The sequence below is a fragment of the Rhizobium sp. No.120 genome (genome assembly GCF_054558365.1).
Window position 1 is genome coordinate 292,407 of the sequence record NZ_BAAJNQ010000005.1, and the last position, 19,741, is coordinate 312,147.

Here is a 19,741-nt window from a genome sequence, read left to right on the forward strand (position 1 = left end):
ATCTTGCGTTCGGCCCCTATCCGGCCTTAGAGAACGATAGCAAGCGGCACCGGGTGAGCATGACAAAAGCACAAATCGCAATCATTGGCGGCGGCCCTGCGGGATTGATGGCGGCAGAGACCTTGTCGCGGCTTGGCCATCGCATCGTGATCTATGACAGCATGCCGACGGTCGCGCGCAAGTTTCTGCTGGCCGGAAAATCCGGTCTCAACATCACGCATTCGGAGGACTACGGTGTCTTTGCCACCCGCTTCGGCGCTGCCTCGGCCCGATTGCGCGCAGCACTTGACGATTTCCAACCTGATGAGATCAGAGCCTGGGCGAAAGGCCTGGGAACGGAAACCTTCATCGGCTCGTCCGGCCGCGTCTTCCCGAAGGTCATGAAGGCATCGCCGCTGCTGCGTGCCTGGCTGACAAGGCTGCAGGCACTAGGCGTCAGCATCATGACGCGGCATCGCTGGTGCGGCTTCGAGGACGACAGTCTGGTGTTCGAAACAGCAAACGGGCGCGAGCTCGTGCGTCATGACACCGTTCTGCTGGCACTCGGCGGGGCAAGCTATGCCCGGCTCGGATCGGATGCGGCATGGGTCAGTTGGCTTCGCGACAAGGGTATCGACATCGCCGCCTTCCAGCCAGCCAATTGCGGTTTCGACGTCACCTGGAGCTCAACCTTCAGCGAACGCTTTGCCGGCGAGCCGCTGAAAGCCGTCACCGCGACATCGGAAGCGGGGACTTTTCCCGGCGAATTCGTCATCTCGAAAACGGGGATCGAGGGCAGTCTGGTCTATGCCCATGCCGCCTCGCTACGCGACCGGTTGGCAAAAACGGGCGAGGCCTCGCTCATTGTCGATCTGGCGCCCGGACGCAATGAGGAGCGTTTGGCGCGCGATCTGGCGCGGCAGGATCCCAAGGCAAGCTTCTCCAATCGTCTGCGCAAGGGCGCCGACATCGAGGGCGTCAAGGCGGGTCTTTTGCGCGAGCTTGCCGAACCCGCCGTTCTCTCGCATCCAGAAGCGCTTGCCCGCCTGATCAAGGCCCTGCCGATTCCGTTGCTGAAGCCAAGGCCCATTGCCGAGGCCATCTCGTCTGCCGGCGGCATCCGATGGGATGAACTCGACGAGCGATATATGCTGAAGAAGCTCCCCGGCATGTTCGCCGCCGGAGAAATGATCGATTGGGAGGCGCCGACCGGCGGCTATCTTCTGACGGCCTGCTTTGCGACTGGGCATGCGGCGGCGAAAGGCATGGATGCCTGGCTCCAGAACCGTTGACCAGGCTTAAAGCCCGTCTTTCAGCCGATCCGGCCGTTCTCCATCAGCCAGGCGACCGCTTCCTGAACGGCCTCTAGCGATGTGTAGCGCGGCCGATATCCAAGCAGCCGCTCAGCCTTGGCGATCGAGCAATTCGGGCTTCTGGCAATGTGCTCCCACGTCGCCTGCGCGTCTTCCGCCGATTGGCCTTCGGCCCATGCCTCATAGGATAGGAATTCCAGCTTCGGTTCATGTCCGAACCAGCGCGACATTGCTTCGGCATAGCCCCTGAGCGTTAGTGCAGCGCTTGAAACTGCATGGAAAGCCTCTCCCGTCGAAACCCGCCAATTGGCGATAGCGCCCATGAACATTTGCGCGACATCATCGGCATGGACATGATGAACCGTCTCCAGGCCGAAATTCGGCAGGACGATGGTTTCACCCCGCGCCAATGTCGAAAACGCCGACGGGTTGAAGTGGCCGGCGGGATTGAGAGGTTCCCAGCCCGGACCGACGATATGGCCGGGATGGATCAGGGTCGCGGGAAATCCCCTGCGCCGCGCTTCCTCAAGCAGATGCGCTTCGATCGCCGCCTTCTGAATGCCATAGTCGCCGAACGGCCGCTTCGGCGCCTCTTCCGGGGTCGGAACCACGGTCGAAAATCCATGCGTCCAGATCGTGCCGGTATGCAGGAAATGGCCGACATGATCGGTGAGCGCCTCGGTCAGATGCCTTGCGCTGTCGAGCGTGAAACAGATCATGTCGATGACGATATCCGGCTTCAAGGCACGAACGGCCGGGCCGAAGCTGCCATCTTTCTCCATGGCAGCACGATCCATCGCCAGCATTTCGACTTCGCTCCATGCCTTATTCGGCGAATAGGGCTTGGCCTGGCCGCGGCTGATCGCCACCACCTCATGCCCGGCTTCGACCAGCCGCGGCACCAGATAGGTGCCGACATGGCCTGTTGCACCGATTATCACCGTGCGCGTCATGATATCCTCCCAATGTCGAGATCGAACGCCGGCGGGCGCCGACATTCAAGACGTGATCTGGCCGATGAGAATAGGAGAGCAAGCGGTTTTGTCATCCCCTCCGATGATGCAAAAAGACATTCATCGCTGCCTTTGCGGCCATTTCAGATGACGATGATGAATGGACTGGACGAAAGCGGCAAGGATCAACCACCCATCATATCCAACTGCGGTTCGCCAATCTCCACGGCATGGCCGTCCGGATCATAGAAACGGAACACGCGCTGCCCCCATTCCTGCCTCTCGATGAGATGAATGAGATCGACATGCGGTGCTATCGCTTCGAATGCCGCATCGACGTCCTCATGTTCGAAATAGAGGAGGATGTTCCGCCGCCCATAGGGGCCGGATGCTTCACCGTTCGCGCCCCAGACCGTTTTCTCCAGCGACTTTCCGTCATGAATGGCAAAGCCGGTCTCGAACAGTACAAAGTTGCCGAAGTCGTGCAGGATCCTGAGGCCTAGCAGACGGCCATAGAACGCTTTCGAGCGCCCGATATCGCTGACAAAGGGGATTGGATTTACGAAACGCATCGCCGGGACCCGCTTGAATTAGAAAAATGGGCAGGAAGAAACGACCTTTAAAGTGCTTTGCTATATCCCGGAACCGGATGCCGATATCCGGCACATGATTTCATCGTCACCAATCCCGCCGGCATTCAGCATTTCGTGCAGCGCAACGCGGCCTGACTCCCGACCGTTTGCATCAATTGCAACAGCAATAGAATAGCTTCATAAACGCTCCGGCATCTTTGCCGGGTTTCCCAGAGGCTCGCATTATCGGGTCATCATCCAATGTCGCGCATCGCCATCTTGGGAAATGCAGGAGGTGGAAAATCCACCCTCGCCCGCAAATTGGGCGAGCGCCACTCAATTCCCCATTTCGAGATCGACAGGCTGCTCTGGCAGGAGGCCTGGGTTCCGGCACCGCTTGAAACTTATGTCGAGCAACATGAACGGATCCTATCCGGTGAGAATTGGGTCATCGATGGCCTGGGGCACAAGAATTCAATCCCGACGCGGATAGATCGCGCGACCGAGATCATCCTCATCGACATGCCGCTCTGGATACATTTCTGGCTCGCAGCCGAGCGCCAGATCGCATGGCAGTCCGGCAAGCTCGACCATACACCTGGCGGACTGTCGGCCATGCCGCCGACGCGCGATCTGTTTCGGACCATCTGGGAAATCGAACGGGACTGGATGCCGGACATACGCCGCCTGTGTATCGAAGCGCAGGCGACCGGCAAGACGTTAATACGGATAGGCAGCGTCGATGAGTTGGATACGTTTATGCAGAAATTGAGGTGAACTGCGGACTCAATCACTATTCATATTAGCCGCAGTCGCGAGAACGACGGCTGTAAAAACCATTCCAAAAGATCAGCGATCTTTGAGATTATCTTCTTTGCCTTAGTGACGAAGGGCCTCTAGCTTCGTCTCAACCCATAAGGGACGCTTTGCGTCATCACGGCTCGGACACGGCAGGCGATGGCATCACAGCCCGAGAACAAAGACGAGCTTGAAAGAGGAAACCTCATTGACCTCCCATACCGCGCCATCAGACTCCGATACATCACTGCCCACGCTCGATCTCCAGCGCTTCTACGCCTCGCCCTCGGACCGTCAGGCATTCGTCGCGGAGCTTCGCAAAGTGCTCTACGACCATGGTTTCTTCTATCTGACCGGCCATGGCGTCGATCCCAAACTCATTGCGGATGTCGTTGCGACGGCGAAGCGCTTCTTTGCATTGCCGCTCGAAGAAAAGCTCAAGATCGAGATGGTGAAGTCGCCGCATTTTCGCGGCTATAACCGCGCTGGACAAGAGCGGACCCGCGGCGAACAGGATTGGCGCGAGCAGCTCGACATCAACACCGAAAGCGCACCCTTCGAGATTGATCCGGATACGCCGGCATGGCGGCGCCTGCAGGGGCCGAACCAGTGGCCGGAAGCATTGCCGGAGCTCAAGCCGCTGCTGCTTGCCTATCAGGCAGAGGTGACACGCATCGGCATCGATATTCTGAAGGCGATCGCCGCGGCTCTCGGCCAGGCGGAAAACGTCTTTGCCGATATCTATGAGCCGCAGGCCTCGCAGCTTCTGAAGATCATCCGCTATCCGGGCCGCGATGTCGCCAAAACGGATCAGGGCGTCGGCGCTCACAAGGATGGCGGCTTCGTCACTGTGCTGTTGCAGGACACCGTGCCCGGCCTGCGGGTGCGCACGGAAGACGGCGTCTGGATCGATGCACCGCCGGTTCCGGGCACCTTTGTCATCAATACCGGCGAATTGCTCGAGCTTGCGACCAACGGCTTCGTGCGCGCCGACCTGCACGACGTCGTCGCACCGCCTGCCGGCGTCGAGCGTTTCTCCGTTGCCTTCTTTCTGGGCTCCCGTCCGGATGCCATTATCCCCGTCATCGAACTGCCGGATGAGCTGAAGCGATCGGAGCGCGGCATCTCGGTCGATCCCCTGAACCCGATCTTCCGCGAAGTCGGCCAGAACCAGCTGAAGAGCCGGTTGCGCTCCCATCCTGATGTCGCCCGCGCTCACTATGCCGATCTCCTGGCATCGGAACAGTCGGTTTAGGCCGGATCCATCAAGATCGAGGCGAGGTCGCTATATCGGCCACCTCCTCTCGAAGCTAATCCCTAGTGCTGGCTATCGGGCACGATCACCCGCATGCCGTCGACGATGCTGCTGGCAAGGATTTGACAGCTCAACCGGCTGGTCGGCGCCGGCTCCATCACAAATTCGATCATCATCGCTTCCTCCTCGGAAGGCGGTGGCAGACGATCGAGATGGGGTTGCTCGATGTAGCAGTGACAGGTGCCGCAGGCCAAGGCGCCGCCGCATTGCGCCACGATGCCGTCGATGCCGCTCCTGACAGCGATGGCCATCAGCGTCTCGCCCTCCTGTGCCTGGACGCGGGTCTCGCGGCCGGCGGAATCGATGAACACGATTTCACACATTGCATTCTCCATATTTTCGGCAAATCCGTTCATGCGGCGATGAGGCGAATGTCCAGGCGTTTCGGTCCGCGCACGGACAGCCCGCGCTTGTAGGCGGGATTGTCGTCCAGCAGTTCGATCGAGCAGGTGCGCTGCAGGAGTGTCGAGAAAATGATCTCCATATCCAGCCGGGCCAGATGATTGCCGAGACAGAAATGTGCGCCGCCGCCAAACGCCAGATGGCGATTGGGCGTGCGCTCGACATAGAACTCGTCAGGCGACTCGAATTGTTCGGGATCGCGATTGGCTGCGCCATAGAGCAGACCGATCTTCGTACCCTTTGGCAACAGCTTGCCGGCAATCGTCCTTTCCTCGGTCAGATAGCGATGGAAGAATGGCAGCGGCGACTCGAAGCGAAACATTTCCTGGATGGCGGTCGACATCACCGCCGGCTTTTCACGCAACGTCTTCAAAGCATGGGGATATTGCAGCAAAGCATGCATGCCGCTGCCCAGTACATCGATCGTCGAGCCGTGCCCGGCCATCAGGATCAGCATGCAAGTGGAAACGAGTTCGTCTTCGGTAAGCTCGCCGGCGACATGCGCCTCGGTCAGCCGACAGAGAAGATCGTCGCGCGGCGTGCGTATGCGCTCGGCAATGAGCTCCTTGAGGAGTTCGTAAAACTCCGTCGTCGCACGCTCGGCGATCGCCTTGCGCTCCACGCTGCGATCGACGTCGAAATATTGCACGACCTCTTCCGACCACTTGCGCAGTTGCCCGGCATATTCCTCCGGCACGCCCAGCACCGAACCGATGATGTGACCTGGAACCTGCGAAGCTAGATCCTCGACGAAATCGATCATACCTGCCTGCAGGAGACGACCGAGCAGACGGTCGACGAAATCCTGTATCATGCCGCGCTGCCGCGCGACGAGCGCAGGCGTAAATTCACGGAAGACCTTGCGGCGCAGCCGGTCGTGGGTTTCGCCATCCGAATCCAGCAGGCTGAATTGCACGAAACGGGAATGGTTCGGCATGTCATGCCAGTTCTGCCGAACCTTCTGCTCCCGTATTTCCTCCGGAGAGAGAAAGAATTCGAGAGACCGCACTAGCGTCTTGTCGGCCGCAGCGGCAGCCACATCCTGATAGCGCGACAGCAGCCATATGTCGAACTGCTCATAGTAGACCGGACCCGGGCTGGCGCGCAGCACGCGGTAAGACGCATAGGGATCGTCCGTGAACGCCTGCGAGAGCGGATCGAATGCTGGAGTTGCCATCGCCATGATGAAGACCTCATCCAATCTGGTTCATCGGCCATAGAATACAGCGTCAAACGACGAAAGGACATGGATGCGAGCCGCAGCCATATGGATAAAACTCTCATTCCGAAATAGAGTTAGGTCGCCATGACCCATAAAGTGATTTTACCAGAAATCCTCCCTCTCGACTCCGTCTTCTTTCAGACTCCGGGCAAGTTGTCCCGGGCGTTCCCTTACACGCTTCTCGCGGCCGGGCGTCGGGTTTGCACGCCTGCTGAAATGCCGATCGCCCATCGCTTCAACCATCACACCCTGATCCTTACTCTCAGCGGGAAAGGCCTGCTGCACGTCAATGGGGTTTCGAACTTGCTGCATGAAGGGACGATCGCCTGGCTGGATTCCTCGATGCTTTATTCGCATCGCTGCGAGCCGCGTCATTCGCATTGGTCCTATCTATGGCTGGGTTTCACAGGATATGGGCTCGATACCTTGTTCGACAGTCTCGGCGTGATCGGCAATCCGATCTTCGACACGGCCAACACTCGCGATCCAGACGCGCTGTTCGAAGGCATCCTGCGGGAAGTAGAGACGGGCAGCTTTCTTGCTGACAACAGATGCTTTGCCCTGCTGGCACAGTTGATTTCATTCCTGGCATCCGAGCGTGCCGAAAGCAGCAAACTCAGCGCCTCGGTACAACGATTGCAACGGGTCATGGAACTGGTTCGCACCGACCTGACACGCCCCTGGGCGATAGAAGACCTCGCGACCGCCGCCAATCTGAGCCAGGCGCAATTGTTCCGCCGCTTTCGCCAGAGAATGGGAACGACACCTCTGGATTGGCTGCGCCATGAGCGTGTGAATGCCGCAAAGCCGTTGCTGATCGTAACGGATGAGCAGATCAGCCGAATAGCGGCGCGATGCGGCTATCCCGACCCCTTTCACTTTGCCCGCGACTTCAAGAAGCTGGTCGGCGTCACTCCCAGCGAGTTCAGGCGGCAGGGGCAGAACGTGCGGCCGATAGGGATATGAGAGATCAAATACCTCTTGGTTTCTGAGTCAACGATAGAACAGCCGACACAGCAGGCCCCGATTGGCTCGGCGTACATCACGCGCTAAGAGTTGCGGCAGCCTAAGCGCGTCTTTCCGAAACGAACGCCGCGCCTCTGCCGGGGATTGAAAAATGACGACCGAACAAAGCGTTCTGCGCATTTCCATTATCGTGACGTTCGTTCTCGCCGTCGCCGGCATTGTCTTCGGCCTTCTCTCCGGCTCCTACGCAATCGTCTTCGACGGCATCTACGCACTCACGGATGCGAGCATGACGATCGTTGCGCTGGTCGTTTCCAATCTGATCATATCTTCGGCGACAAACACAACCGCCGCCGGCAAATTCGCCAAGCATTTCACCATGGGTTTCTGGCATCTCGAGCCTATGGTACTCGGCCTCAATGGCGTGCTGCTGACGGGAGCAGCCGTCTATGCCTTGATCAACGCCGTCGGCAGCATCATGAGTGGCGGACGGCATCTTTCTTTCGATCAGGCCATTATCTATGCCGTCCTGACCATGATCATCGCCTTCCTGATGGCCGCCTATGCCAGGCGGGCGAACAAGACTATCGGATCCAACTTCATTGCACTGGATGCCAAGGCCTGGGTGATGACCGGCAGCCTCAGCGGCGCATTGCTCCTCGCCTTCATCTTCGGCTTTTTCATCCAGGGGACGAAGCTGGAGTGGATGTCGCCCTATGTCGATCCCGTCGCCCTGGCTCTCGTCTGCCTCATCGTCATTCCCATGCCGGTCGGTACCATCAAGCAGGCATTCGCCGATATCCTGCTCGTGACGCCTTCCGACCTGCGGGACCATGTCGACCGGGTGGCGGCAGAGATCGTTCGGCGCTACAATTTCCTATCCTACCGCTCCTATGTCGCGCGCGTCGGCCGCGGCAGGCAGATCGAGCTTTACTTCATCGTGCCGCCGGATGGACCAGCGAAGAAGCTGGAGGAATGGGACCATATCCGCGACGAGATCGGCGAAGCGATCGGTGGCGAAGGCCCGGACCGCTGGCTGACGATTGCATTTACGACCGATCCGGAATGGGCCGATTGAGCGCCGCCGCACCCACCCTCGATATCGCAGGGCGAAGCCGCTATGCGCAAGATGCTAAGGCAAGTTGGGAAAAGCGCCACCCGAAAGGATCACGCGCGCTCGGTATCAGCTGCCGAAAGAGAGCCGCTCGCTGTCTGCCCGCTTCGGGTAGAAGGAAGCATGCGGCTCTGAACGCGGCGCGTAAGCGGCCTCTCGACATATCTGAAAAGCACCTCGGCAACCATAGCGGCGACGAGCGTCGCGACAACGACGAAGAGTCCGAGAGGAAGCCCTGCCCCGATCACTTTCTCCCAGATCGTGCGCAGCGGCCGCAGGATGAAGGGATGGACAAGATAGAGGCTATAGGAGGCGTCCCCCAGCGCAACGCCCCACAGAACAAGCCGCACTGGGGGCAATACGGGACCGATGGCAGCTGCCAGGACGAATAGAGCGGCAGGCAGGCCGCTTCGCAGGAATTGCGGCAGGGCCGCATCGTTCCAAAGCGTCGAGACGTGTACGAAGCCCAGGAGCCCGATGGCCGCCAGCCCGAGTGCCCAGCCGCCGCCGATCCTTGCTCCGCTGCGGAAAATCAGCGCTACATAGACGCCGAAGAGGAACTCCAGAATGATCGGGTTCGTCCAGAACGATATCTGCACATGGAGGGGGTCGATCAGCCTTCCGACGAGCGCCATTCCGACCATGAGAACCGACAGCCACAAGACGCCCAATCGTATCGGCAGCAGCAGTGCCGCAGCGAAGAAGACGTAGAACAGCATCTCGTAGTTCAGCGTCCAGCCGAGGGCGAGTACCGGCCTGATCTCATCGACGCCGCGCCCGGACGGAATGAAGAAATAGGATGCCAGGACATGCGGTATGGAGCCGATGGGAACAGCAAGAAGCGAGGGGGCTGCAAGCGCGCCAAGCAGCATGAGGCTGGTCAGCAGCCAGTAAAGCGGGATCACACGTGCGCAGCGCCGCAGGAAAAAGCGCAGCGAAGCGCCGCCCTTGCCGAATTCCGACGCGGTCGTGTGGGTCATGATGAAGCCGGAAAGGACGAAGAATATGTCGACACCGAAACCGAGATTCCAAGCGGAGCCGTCGACCGCTGCACGTCCTGTTGCTGCGGCCAGCATGCCCGTCTCGTGCAAGGCATGGGCAACAACCACGGAAGAGGCGGCGAGCGCGCGCAGCACCTGAAGATTTACGAGCGTATGGGCGGATTTGCCGGCAGCGCGGCCAGCATCCCCATCCTCAAGTATTTCGCTATCACGCCCCACCGGAATCTCAGTAAATATCGCCTTGGATCTCCCATTTTCTATCCAAAACGATATAACAACTCATCGCCATGCGCATAATTCGGCGGCGCTGCTTTAAATTATAGTTATTCTTCAGTTAAGCTTCACCCGCGGTCGCCAATATGACATGCGCCTGAATTTTGGCCGCAACTTCGCCGCTGCCATGTCTCGCTTCGATCGCGGCGGCTGCATAGTCGGTCGCGGCCTGCAGCTTCCTCGCTTCCCTGGCCTCGATTTCGTTGCGAAGCAGGGTTCCCTGACAATAGGCGATGGCCGGAATGCGCGGTGAGGACGCGCGGCTGTGCTCTGCCCTCGTTTCGATCACGATTTCGGAGAAACCTGCAGCCTCGAGATCGCTGCGGATCCGGTCCACGTCGTGGTATCCGTGCGGCGTGCGTGCCAGAAAACGTGGCGGATCGTTCGGGAAAATCCGTGCCAGCGCCTTCGTCACGTCGTCGGCGAAAACATTGTCCTCGATGCGATCCCATACGTTGAACAGGAAATGTCCGCCTGATTTCAGAACGCGCTTTGCCTCGCGATAGGCCGAGATGCGATCGGGGAAGAACATCGCGCCGAACTGGCAGACGACGAGATCGAAGGCCGCATTTTCGAACGGCAGCGCCATGGCATCCGCCTGCCGCCAAGCGATGCGCCCGTCCGGCTGATGTCGCGAAGCGGCATAATCCAGCATCGGCTGGTTGAGGTCGGTGACGACGTAGCTTGCATCGGAGGACAGTTTCGGCGCCAGGGCGCGGGTGACAACTCCGGTGCCTGCCGCAATTTCCAACACTGTGCGCGGCCTAAGAGATCCGGCGCGTTGTGCAATGTCTGCCGCATAAGGCGCGAAAATCAACGGCACCATATAGCGGTCGTAATTTTCCGGAATCGAGCCCGCGAATATCTTGTCTGCCTCCAACATCGCCATCACCCGCTGCGCACCTGATAGACCGCAATATTAGCATATCGCGGCAAACGCGTCATTCAGGCTCTGAAGCGGCCCCAAATACCGGAGAGGCTATTCGATCGCGGTGATTTCCAGCTCGTCATTGCCAAGGCTCATGACGTCTCCCACCCCCTTCCCCATCAACAACCGTGCGACAGGCGACACATAGGAAATCGACCCCGCCTTAGGATCGGCTTCATCTTCGCCGACGATACGGTATGTCTGTATGCGACCATCTTCGCGGCTGAAGGTTACCTTGTTTCCGAAGGCAACGATCTCGGTTGAGGTGGGCGTCGCAATGACTTCGGCTGTCCGCAGCCTTTCTGCGAAATAACGGGCATCACGCAAGGGAATGGCCGTCTGCCGGCGGCGCTCGTTGATATCCTCGATGGCGCTTGCCGTTTCATAGGCTTTGCGTGCCTCCTGAAGCTGAAATTCCAGAGCCTTCAACCCCGCTTCCGTGACAAGGTTCGGATGTGGAGAAATGGGCCGGTCGGGCAGCACGGTTTCAGCGGCCGTCTCAGCGCTTTCTTCCTTCATGAACGCAGTGCTCAACTTCAAACTCCATTGCGAAGCGTTACAACCCTGAAAACCCGCCGTCGATGTTCTCTCACTGGACAGTGAGATGATCCGCCTTGCATGACGGTAAGCAAATCAGCCCTATACTATAGACCGGATCGCAATGCCGGAGGAATAGAACAGCCGCTGGAAAGCCAGCGTGCCGAAACAGACCAGAACCCGACATGGCTGTTGCAAGGATCTTCAGATCGATTAATCTTCAAACCAGATAAGAATGGCGATCCCAAATTTCCATGTTGCCGAAGGGATTTGCCGCGGCACCCAACTTCAGAGAGATCGATGGTCAGCCTCGGTGTTTTGACGACTTATACAGTGGTGGTTCTAGGCCTGATGGTCATTCCCGGGCCTGCCACATTGCTCACGCTCGCCAGAGCGGTCAGCGGCGGCAAGCGTGTGGGATTGGCAACCGGCATCGGCATCGCTGCCGGCGATCTTTTCCATACGATGATGGCGACCTTCGGATTGTCGGCCCTGCTCGCTACATCCGCACTGGCCTTCGAGATCGTCAAATATGCCGGCGTCATCTATTTGATCTATCTGGGGTTCAAGGCTTTTGTCGAGAAAAGCGGCAGTTTCGATCTGCCGACTGCGCAGGCGATCGCTCCCATGCGTGCGTTTCGTCAGGGTTTCTTCACCGAAATCCTCAACCCGAAAACCGCGCTCTTCTTCCTGGCCTTCCTGCCGCAATTCATTCATCCGGAAAGTGGGTCCGTCATCGGACAATTCGCGCTGCTGGGAGCGATTTTCGTCATCCTCAGCATCGGCGTGACCTCGCTTCTGGCGGTCGGCGCCGGCTCGATCGGCAGCTGGCTGCGCTGCAACCGCACGATCGGCCGATGGCAGGGAAAGGTCATCGGCACGATCTACATGGCATTGGGTCTGAGGCTCGCGCTGCAGCAGCAGTGACCCGCCTTTACGGCGAAAACCGGAAAATCAAAGCGACTGCCGTCTGACGACCGACAAGTTCATCTCCGAGCGGATGCGGAAACCCATCGCTTCATAGAGAGCGATGGCCGGCGTGTTTGTGGTATAAGCATGCAGATAGGCAGTCTCCCCGCGGGCCGCGATCTCACCAGCCACGAAACGGAAGAGCAAGGTCCCGAGGCCGCGCCCCTGAAAATCTGGATGGGTACAGAGGCCGCTAAGCTCGGCAAATCCCGTCTGGCGCATGCGCTGGCCTGCCATGGCGACAAGGCGTCCATCGACCTTCACGCCCCAGAAGGAGCCGAGGCTTTGGGCGCGCAAGGTGAAGGGGCCAGGCTTCGTCAGCGTGGCAAGCGCCAGCATATCCGCAGCATCGGCCTCCGTCAGCGGCACGACCCGATTATCCGAGATTCGCTCGGGAGGACGCTCCGCCATCATCTGCACGAGCCTGGCATGCGACAGCGTCATCAACCCTTCAGGAACGATAATGGGTTCGGCTTCGACGATCGCCATGACCTCCTCGCCCGAGGGCAGCCTTGCCAGTTCCTACAGACTTTCGGCCGAATTGTCCGCAGACGCCGCAAAGGGCACGATGGAAGGTGGATAGCGGCGGGCAAGCGCATTGCCCTCCGCCAGTGATGCATGGGCGGTTTCAAGAGCGCTCCAAATCGGACGATCGAGGATATGGCTCATCACTGCTGCTCCTTGCCGAGGGTGCCGCGTCGCCTGAGCGGAGCTTCCGCAAGTCCCTGCTCGATCGCGGCGAGTTGTTCCAATAGCGGCCCTGAAAGGTCGCCGCAGAGTTCGCGGACGGCTTGTTCTATGCGCGGCCAGACGAATTTTTTCGAATAGTCGACGAGCCCCTGCCCCTTCGAAGTCAGCGAGATCAGGCGGCGGCGCTGGTCTTCAGCCGAGGCCTGCATATCGACATAGCCCGCTTCCAGAAGCTGTGAGACAGTGCGCGTAGCGCCCGGCTGGCTAATGCCGACCGCCTGCGCAAGTTCTCCGATTGTCAGCGGGCCGGCTCGGTCGATAGCTGCGAGAAACGGATACTGGGCAGACTGCAAAGAGACGTCCAGCTCCTCCATGATCTGCTGGGTATCGGCCTGCAGACGCTCGCCGATACGACGGAACCGGCTGCCTAGACAAAGAAAACCCAGCGATCTCACGATATCTTCAGTCAAAGCACCCTCCACGCCAAATTACATAACAATTTATATAACGTCTTATGCAATGACAATCAAGCGCTATTGCTCGCCGCGCGAATGGAATTACTTGCGATCGGTCAAGCCTCTGAAATCATACCAGAAATATTCTCTTCCTCTCAGGAAATTCGAGCTTGCAAGAAGTTCATCTTATGCGAATATTATTTATTTAGAACTTTACATATTAACTGAATACTAATAAACGCCTTAACTTTCCGACTAATATTAGCTACCCATTACGCAATCGGAGGTAATGGATGTGCAAGATATTGGTACAGACTCTCAAAATTATTCAGGAAGAGCTTACTCAATCAAAAATGGCACCGAGGAATCAAACCTCAGCGAGGCAGAGGCCGCTCGCGCGCATCTTGTTTCCGAAAAGCAGATTTCAAATCAGGAGAGCCAAATGCAGCCGGCCGACGCGCCCGAACACGCAGCCGCCATTCCCGCTCAAGATTATCCGCTTGCGCTTCCAAGCGTGCTGATCGGCGGATTGCCGATTACTGTCGTCAATCGGCGCAACGCCGCTTCCTTCATGATCGATGTGGCACGCCACCGCCGCCGTGACAGCCGGCCTTATTACTTTACGTCGGCCAATGGCGAGGTCGTCGCACGCGTTCATGCGGACGCCAATATCGCCAAACTCTTCCAGGAAGCCGATCAGATCTTGGCCGATGGCCAACCACTCGTTATGGCCTCGCGCCTGCTCTGCCGGGTGCAGCTTCCCGAGCGGGTGGCGACGACCGACCTGTTCCATGATGTTGCCGAACTGGCCGAAAGGGAGGGCGTAAGCTTCTATCTCCTGGGTGCGAGCGAGACGGCCAACCATCAGGCCGTCGCCGCCGTGCAAACCCGCTATCCCGGCCTGCGCATCGTCGGTCATTGCCACGGTTATCTTGCGGGGGAAGCCCTGGAGCAGAAGCTTGACGAAATCAACGCGCTTGCCCCTGACATATTATGGATCGGCCTTGGTGTTCCGCGCGAGCAGATCTTCGTGCACGATTTTGCTGCAAGGCTTGCCAATGTCGGCGTTATCAAGACTTCGGGCGGGCTCTTCGATCATTTGGCGGAGAAAACGAAGAGGGCGCCCATCTGGATCCAACGAGCCGGCTTCGAGTGGTTCTGGCGCATGCTGATGGAGCCCCGCCGTCTCTTCTGGCGCTACCTGACAACCAACCCCTACGCCATCTATGCGATCCTGAGGTACTCGAAATGATGAACAGGCGATATCTCGAGCAGCCGGCAAACGAAACGGACACAGACATAGCCATCGTCGGCGGCGGGCTTTCCGGCACGCTTACCGCCTGCCTGCTCGGCCGTGCGGGATATAGGGTGACGCTCATCGACCGTCACCGCATCTTTCCGCAGGAATTCCGCGTTGAGAAAGTCCGTCATGAAGAGATCGAAAAACTCGAGCGTATTCAATTGCTCGCGCCCCTGTTCAAGGTTGCTGCGCCTTTCGACGACATCGTCAATCTGCACGGGGCGCGCGTATTGGATTGGACACATGGACAGCATTATGGCTTCTTCTACAACAAGCTCATTGGCGCGATGCGCTCCGCATTGCCGGAAACAGTGGATTTCATCGTCGGTCAGGTCACCGGCTTGCGGACGAGCGCCAAGCAGCAGCGGATTTCAATTCTGGGCAAGGATGAACTGACTGCCCGGCTGTTGGTTCTCGCAACCGGCATGGGCGATATGCTGCACCGAGATCTAGGCATTTCGCATAAATCGATCGGCGAAAGGCGCTCTCTCGCATTCGGCTTCAATATTCGTCCGCTTCGATCCAACAGATTTAATCATACAGCCCTGACCTATCATGGCGACGGTGACGGCATCGACCGTCTCGATCTATTTCCGGTCCTCGGCGCAACACGCGCCAACCTTTTCCTGTTCCGCGATCCGCGGGATTCCTGGGTCAGGTCGCTGCATGATGATCCGAAACAGGCGTTGATCGCCGCCTTCCCGTCGCTTGTCGATCATTTTGGCGATTTCGAGATTGCCAGCCGGATCGATAGCTGGCTCACCGAGATCACACTGGCCGAGAATTGCAGGCAAGACGGTGTAGTGCTCATCGGAGACGCCTATTTGACCTCCTGCCCGGCGACCGGACTCGGCGTCAGCCGGCTTCTGACCGATGTTGAGCGCCTGTGCCGCGCATACATCCCGCAATGGATGACAGAAACCGCTATCGATCACACCAAGATCACCGCCTATTATGACGATCTAGAAAAGGTTGATATGGACCTCCGTTCGGTGCAGATGGCCCGTCGCCACTTCAATCTGACCGCGAAAGTCAATGTCGGATGGCGTCTGCGCCGCCAGCTCCATATCACGCGGCGACGCATCCTATATGGCATTGAAAGCATAAGCCCTGCTCTCGCCGCAAAACTTCATCAGCTCAAGACGATGCGCACTAGGTCTGGGCTGCGATCCGCTGTGTTGAACACCAAACCCGTGGCATAGCCGGACTGACAAGCGCGAAATACTGTTTCCGGGAATATTACCCAGTAGAATCGGTGTATACCGCGAACAATACAGTTCTGTATCGATAATAGTACGGAGTTCATCATGGCAGTTTTAGGCGCATTTCCTCCTGGACTTACTTGCCGGCCAATCGAAGAGAGCGATTGGGATGGTATCATCGATTGCCTCCGCAGAAATTTTCCAACGCGTGATCGAAGCTATTGGGAGCGCGCCGTTACGCGGATGGAAAAGCGGCCTTTCGTGCCCGATCTGCCGAAATACGGCTTCGTTCTGGATATGTCCGGACGCATCGTCGGCGTCTTGCTGGCACTTTATTTTCGGCATGAAGGACTGGAAGGAGAAGAGCTCCGCTGCAACTTGTCGAGCTGGTCCGTCGATCCGGAATATCGCGCTTTTGCCGGCAAGATGGTGATCGCGGCGCTCAGACGAAAGAATGTGACCTTCATCAACGTTTCTCCGGCGCCAGGGACGATAAAGGTCAATGAAGCGCTCGGCTTTCGCCGCTATGCAGACGGGCAGCTCGCTTTTCTGCCGAGGCTGAGTGCTATGAGGCGGTCTTATCGGGTGCTCGAAGCTCGCGCTGATCTTCCGGAAATGTCGATGCTCTCGGAGGGCGATAGGGAAATTCTTCTCCAGCATGCAGTACTCGGATGTCTGTCATTCATTTGCGTCGACGGTGACGAAGCCTTTCCCTTCGTTTTCAAGACACGCCGCATCTTCCACGGCATTGTTCCAAGTGCCCAGGTGATTTACTGCCGCACGCCCGAGGAGCTTAGCCAGTGCGCAGGTGCACTTGGTCGCCATCTCTTGCGAAAAGGCATATTTCTCTGCGTCGTCGATGCGAACGGGCCGGTACCCGGTCTCGTCGGACGTTACTTTGCCGGAAGCGGGACGAAATATTTCAAAGGTCCGAAACCTCCCGCGCTGGGAGACCTGACATTTACCGAACTCGTCATCTTCGGCTCTTGATTGCTATTCGTTGAATTTAACGAATAGCGCGATGGAAGATAAACCGCGTTACAGCGAGGGCGCTGGCATGTGTTCGTCCGATCGACTGGCCATACCTCGCGAAATGCCGAGCAAGCGCCATCGCGTGCCAAAGGAAACCCCGACAAGCAGAAGACAAAAGCCGAGCGCAAGCGGCGAGAAGAATGCCTCCTCCTGCAATACGGCATTGGACGCAATGGTGATGATCGCGACGAAGGCAAAGAGGAAATCCGGCTCGCCGGTGGCGAGCAGCTGCTTGCGGGCCGACAGCGCCAATGCGGCAAGAAAGCCGAAGAAGACAAAACTGCCCACGCCCATCTGATAGAGCATGACGCCGACGGCGCTTTCGACAGGGACGGAGGCGACGCCCTCGTCCTGCGCCCGATCCCAATCCAGATTGAGGCTCATACTCGAAAGATTGCCGCCGATGCCGAGGCCCTGCCCGAACGGATTGTGCAGGAATTCGCGAACGCCCGCGATCAGGCCGAGAACGTGGTAATCGCCATGGGTGGCGCCGAAGAGGATAGCGGCGGCCGTCCAGACGACGGCAAGTGCGATGACGGCAAGTAGCGTCAGTTCGGCGCGCGATGGACGATAGATCAGCCGGGCGCCGATCGCCACCAGCAACATGAACGTCGCTCCCTTGGAACCGATGACGAGCAGCAGCGGCAGCGCGGCAATCGGCAGCAGCCAGCGTCCTCTGAAGAGGAGCCAGGCCGACATGATGCTCAGGCCGTAGGCATAGCTGATGGGGTGAAAGTTCGGACCGCCATTGCGGAAGATCGGCGGAAACAGGTCGCTGAACAGCTTAATGTTGAAGAAGGTCGTCATCATCGTGTCTTCGATGCCTCGAAGGACGAAGCCGGTCTCCCTCAGCTTCTTTTCCCATACACCGGCCTCGATTTGCGCCTTCAGACCGCGGTGAATATAGAGGTCGCCGTGAAACAAGCTCAGGAAATCCATCCTGAAGATCTGTTCCAGATAGCCATAAAGGATGGCAACGGCACAGAGCCAAAAGATACCCTTGCGCAGATCAACGGGATAGAGGCTGGTTGCGAGAATTGCGATGTGGAAACATGCAAGCGGTGTGATCGTATTGCGGAAATAGATGACGGCATCCTTCGGCCCGCCGTGAACAGCGCCGAGCGCTAGATAGAAACAAACAATGCCGCACAGCATGAAGCTGAACATCAACCAGGGCCGCAATTCCGTCAGAGTCCGCACGCGGTATTGGAAAGAAGCCATGACGAAAGCGCCGAACGCCGTCATCAGGATGACGAAATTGGCGCCGCGCAGTGCATCGAACGTATTGTGATCGGGCACAAAGGGGGTGAACCAGGCGACCACGAGGTTTTGGTAGAGGAAGGAGCAGGCAATGACGATCGGGATGCAGCCGGGCTGAGCAACAGACAGGACGAGCGTCAACGCGAATGTCGCGGCAACCCCGAACGGCGTCCAGACAGCGAAGGCAGAGACAGAAGCGATAACCGCGAGGATGGCGATGCAAAGATGGAACATCGCGTCCGAACGCAGCGAACTAACGCCTCCCGCCCCGAAGCCGGCGCGATGTCCCGTAATGCTCATCACCAAACTCCATTCGTCCGCATCAGTTGTCGTTCCGTATTGCCATTTTCTCCCGCTTCTCAGCCCCCATTACTGCCCCCCAGAAGGGCTGCGATCATGGCGTCATCGAAGCCCTCAATGCTGTTTCTGCTGCTGATGATGCCAAAGCCTTGATCGAGCTCCCAATAGGCCCAGCCGATCTTATTGCTCTCCGCCGCCTGTCGCACGGCCCGAACCCAGAAACGACGGCTTTCGGCATCGACGCAGAAGTTGAGGACGCCGAATTCGTTCATCATGACTGGGCAGTCATATGTCTCGGACCAGCGCCTCAACTTCACGAATTCGGCGGCAATCGCGGCCTCCGTCCAGGGCGTCGCCAATTGTTCCTCGATAAGGCTTGCCGCCTGTTCGTCTCCGGCCGCGCGCAGCTTTTGGATGCTCTGCTGTACCGACGGCGTCTCGATGGTCGCCGGCAAGGGCAAATTCGAAATCCGCGCCAGTGGTGACGCGTCCCAGGTCTCGCATTGGTGGGTGAAGGCCGTGGGTGAATAGAAATGAACGGCAGCGATCTGATTATCGTCGGCAAGAGGCGGCGTTTCGCCTATTTCCCAGATGCCCTGAGAGGGAGATGGGCCCCAGATCAGCGTATGGTTCGGGCATTTGGATCGCACGACCTCGGCAAGCCGTTGCCTTAGTTGAAGCCACGCGTCATTCCCCAGAGGCGGCTCGTTCAACAATTCTGCATAGACCGTCTCATTCGGGAGGTTCGCAAGGACGCTGCCTAGCGCCATCCATGCAGCGGCCGCCCTTTGCGAACCGGCCTGGAAATCCTGGCGGAGAGCCGTGTGCAGACTTTCGGAAGGATGCATGTCCGCAAGAACCGAGAAGCCCAGCCGATTGAGGTCGGCCACGCCAGCCTCGATGCGATGGAGCGCGGTCGTATCACCTGCCGACAAGAGATCGCCATTGATCGGCAAGCGGATGGTTTGAAAGCCCAGTTGGCGAAGCTTTTCGAGCACAGGCTCGCTTGGCGCCACGCCATCGCTGCGATCGAACCATCCGGGCAGATTGACGCCGCGCGAAGGTACGATGGGCGTGGCCGCCGCACGCACAGCGCCGGCAGCCGGAAGAGCCGCCAGAATGGAGCCGCCTGCCAGCTTGAGAGCGCTTCGGCGTGACAT

19 protein-coding genes and 1 pseudogene are annotated in these 19,741 nt (G+C 58.5%); 9 read left to right on the forward strand and 11 right to left on the reverse strand.

All coding sequences use genetic code 11. The features are described 5' to 3' along the window. The first annotated feature begins 59 nt into the window (after positions 1-59). Entirely contained in the window at positions 60-1,271 is a 1,212-nt protein-coding gene (locus ACYJRZ_RS17935; RefSeq protein WP_459461129.1) for a TIGR03862 family flavoprotein, read from the forward strand. Positions 1,272-1,291: 20 nt separating this feature from the next. Here ACYJRZ_RS17935 and ACYJRZ_RS17940 read toward each other — a convergent pair whose 3' ends face one another. Both ACYJRZ_RS17940 and ACYJRZ_RS17945 read right to left on the reverse strand, forming a co-directional pair. Further along, positions 1,292-2,245 carry an NAD-dependent epimerase/dehydratase family protein gene (locus tag ACYJRZ_RS17940; protein ID WP_459461131.1) on the reverse strand — a complete coding sequence of 318 codons (954 nt, stop codon included), beginning with the start codon at positions 2,243-2,245 and terminating at the stop codon, positions 1,292-1,294. Positions 2,246-2,430: 185 nt separating this feature from the next. After that, on the reverse strand, positions 2,431-2,817 hold the full coding sequence (locus ACYJRZ_RS17945; RefSeq protein ID WP_459461133.1) for a VOC family protein: 387 nt from the start codon (positions 2,815-2,817) through the stop codon (positions 2,431-2,433). A 261-nt stretch (positions 2,818-3,078) separates the two neighbouring features. On the opposite strand from ACYJRZ_RS17945, the gene ACYJRZ_RS17950 reads away from it, so the two are divergent. Both ACYJRZ_RS17950 and ACYJRZ_RS17955 read left to right on the forward strand, forming a co-directional pair. Beyond that, on the forward strand, positions 3,079-3,594 hold the full coding sequence (locus ACYJRZ_RS17950; protein ID WP_459461135.1) for a P-loop NTPase family protein: 516 nt from the start codon (positions 3,079-3,081) through the stop codon (positions 3,592-3,594). Between the two features lie 229 nt (positions 3,595-3,823). Further along, positions 3,824-4,870, forward strand: coding sequence for an isopenicillin N synthase family dioxygenase (locus ACYJRZ_RS17955; RefSeq protein ID WP_459461137.1), 1,047 nt, complete (start codon positions 3,824-3,826; stop codon positions 4,868-4,870). Between the two features lie 62 nt (positions 4,871-4,932). Here the strand turns inward: ACYJRZ_RS17955 and ACYJRZ_RS17960 are convergent, their stop codons facing one another. Together ACYJRZ_RS17960 and ACYJRZ_RS17965 are read right to left on the reverse strand one after the other, a co-directional pair. Further along, the gene (locus ACYJRZ_RS17960) at positions 4,933-5,253 is read right to left on the reverse strand and encodes a 2Fe-2S iron-sulfur cluster-binding protein (RefSeq protein ID WP_459461139.1); all 321 of its coding nucleotides are present in this window, start codon (positions 5,251-5,253) and stop codon (positions 4,933-4,935) included. 29 nt (positions 5,254-5,282) lie between these two features. Continuing rightward, positions 5,283-6,515, reverse strand: coding sequence for a cytochrome P450 (locus ACYJRZ_RS17965; protein WP_459461141.1), 1,233 nt, complete (start codon positions 6,513-6,515; stop codon positions 5,283-5,285). 123 nt (positions 6,516-6,638) lie between these two features. Here ACYJRZ_RS17965 and ACYJRZ_RS17970 point away from each other — a divergent pair, with 123 nt between their 5' ends. Both ACYJRZ_RS17970 and ACYJRZ_RS17975 read left to right on the forward strand, forming a co-directional pair. Then, the gene (locus ACYJRZ_RS17970) at positions 6,639-7,520 is read left to right on the forward strand and encodes a helix-turn-helix domain-containing protein (RefSeq protein ID WP_459461143.1); all 882 of its coding nucleotides are present in this window, start codon (positions 6,639-6,641) and stop codon (positions 7,518-7,520) included. Positions 7,521-7,671: 151 nt separating this feature from the next. Next, entirely contained in the window at positions 7,672-8,598 is a 927-nt protein-coding gene (locus tag ACYJRZ_RS17975; protein ID WP_459461145.1) for a cation diffusion facilitator family transporter, read from the forward strand. Positions 8,599-8,687: 89 nt separating this feature from the next. Here the strand turns inward: ACYJRZ_RS17975 and ACYJRZ_RS17980 are convergent, their stop codons facing one another. From ACYJRZ_RS17980 to greA, 3 genes are all read right to left on the reverse strand, one after another. After that, positions 8,688-9,854: an acyltransferase family protein gene (locus tag ACYJRZ_RS17980; protein WP_459461147.1), complete on the reverse strand. Its 1,167-nt coding sequence runs from the start codon at positions 9,852-9,854 to the stop codon at positions 8,688-8,690. Between the two features lie 115 nt (positions 9,855-9,969). Further along, positions 9,970-10,791, reverse strand: a complete 822-nt coding sequence (locus tag ACYJRZ_RS17985; RefSeq protein WP_459461149.1) for a class I SAM-dependent methyltransferase — start codon at positions 10,789-10,791, stop codon at positions 9,970-9,972. A gap of 96 nt (positions 10,792-10,887) precedes the next feature. Next, positions 10,888-11,370, reverse strand: coding sequence for a transcription elongation factor GreA (greA, locus tag ACYJRZ_RS17990; RefSeq protein ID WP_459461151.1), 483 nt, complete (start codon positions 11,368-11,370; stop codon positions 10,888-10,890). 303 nt (positions 11,371-11,673) lie between these two features. On the opposite strand from greA, the gene ACYJRZ_RS17995 reads away from it, so the two are divergent. Continuing rightward, a complete protein-coding gene (locus ACYJRZ_RS17995) occupies positions 11,674-12,300 on the forward strand; it encodes a LysE family translocator (protein WP_459461153.1) in 627 nt (208 codons plus the stop codon). 27 nt (positions 12,301-12,327) lie between these two features. Here ACYJRZ_RS17995 and ACYJRZ_RS18000 read toward each other — a convergent pair. Continuing rightward, a pseudogene (locus ACYJRZ_RS18000) lies at positions 12,328-13,011 on the reverse strand (GNAT family N-acetyltransferase). Further along, positions 13,011-13,502 (reverse strand): MarR family winged helix-turn-helix transcriptional regulator, encoded by a 492-nt coding sequence (locus ACYJRZ_RS18005; protein WP_459461155.1) that lies wholly within the window; start codon positions 13,500-13,502, stop codon positions 13,011-13,013. Before ACYJRZ_RS18005 ends, ACYJRZ_RS18000 begins: the two are co-directional and overlap by 1 nt. 427 nt (positions 13,503-13,929) lie before the next feature. Here ACYJRZ_RS18005 and ACYJRZ_RS18010 point away from each other — a divergent pair, with 427 nt between their 5' ends. The 3 genes from ACYJRZ_RS18010 to ACYJRZ_RS18020 all read left to right on the forward strand — a co-directional run bounded on the left by ACYJRZ_RS18010 (position 13,930) and on the right by ACYJRZ_RS18020 (position 16,979). Next, on the forward strand, positions 13,930-14,739 hold the full coding sequence (locus ACYJRZ_RS18010) for a WecB/TagA/CpsF family glycosyltransferase (RefSeq protein ID WP_459461157.1): 810 nt from the start codon (positions 13,930-13,932) through the stop codon (positions 14,737-14,739). Further along, positions 14,736-15,989, forward strand: coding sequence for an FAD-dependent oxidoreductase (locus ACYJRZ_RS18015; RefSeq protein ID WP_459461159.1), 1,254 nt, complete (start codon positions 14,736-14,738; stop codon positions 15,987-15,989). Before ACYJRZ_RS18010 ends, ACYJRZ_RS18015 begins: the two co-directional genes overlap by 4 nt. 105 nt (positions 15,990-16,094) lie before the next feature. Then, positions 16,095-16,979, forward strand: a complete 885-nt coding sequence (locus ACYJRZ_RS18020; RefSeq protein ID WP_459461161.1) for a GNAT family N-acetyltransferase — start codon at positions 16,095-16,097, stop codon at positions 16,977-16,979. A 48-nt stretch (positions 16,980-17,027) separates the two neighbouring features. On the opposite strand, the gene ACYJRZ_RS18025 is transcribed toward ACYJRZ_RS18020, so the two are convergent. Continuing rightward, on the reverse strand, positions 17,028-18,581 hold the full coding sequence (locus ACYJRZ_RS18025) for a hypothetical protein (protein WP_459461163.1): 1,554 nt from the start codon (positions 18,579-18,581) through the stop codon (positions 17,028-17,030). 59 nt (positions 18,582-18,640) lie between these two features. Further along, a complete protein-coding gene (locus tag ACYJRZ_RS18030; protein WP_459461165.1) occupies positions 18,641-19,741 on the reverse strand; it encodes a glycoside hydrolase family 5 protein in 1,101 nt (366 codons plus the stop codon).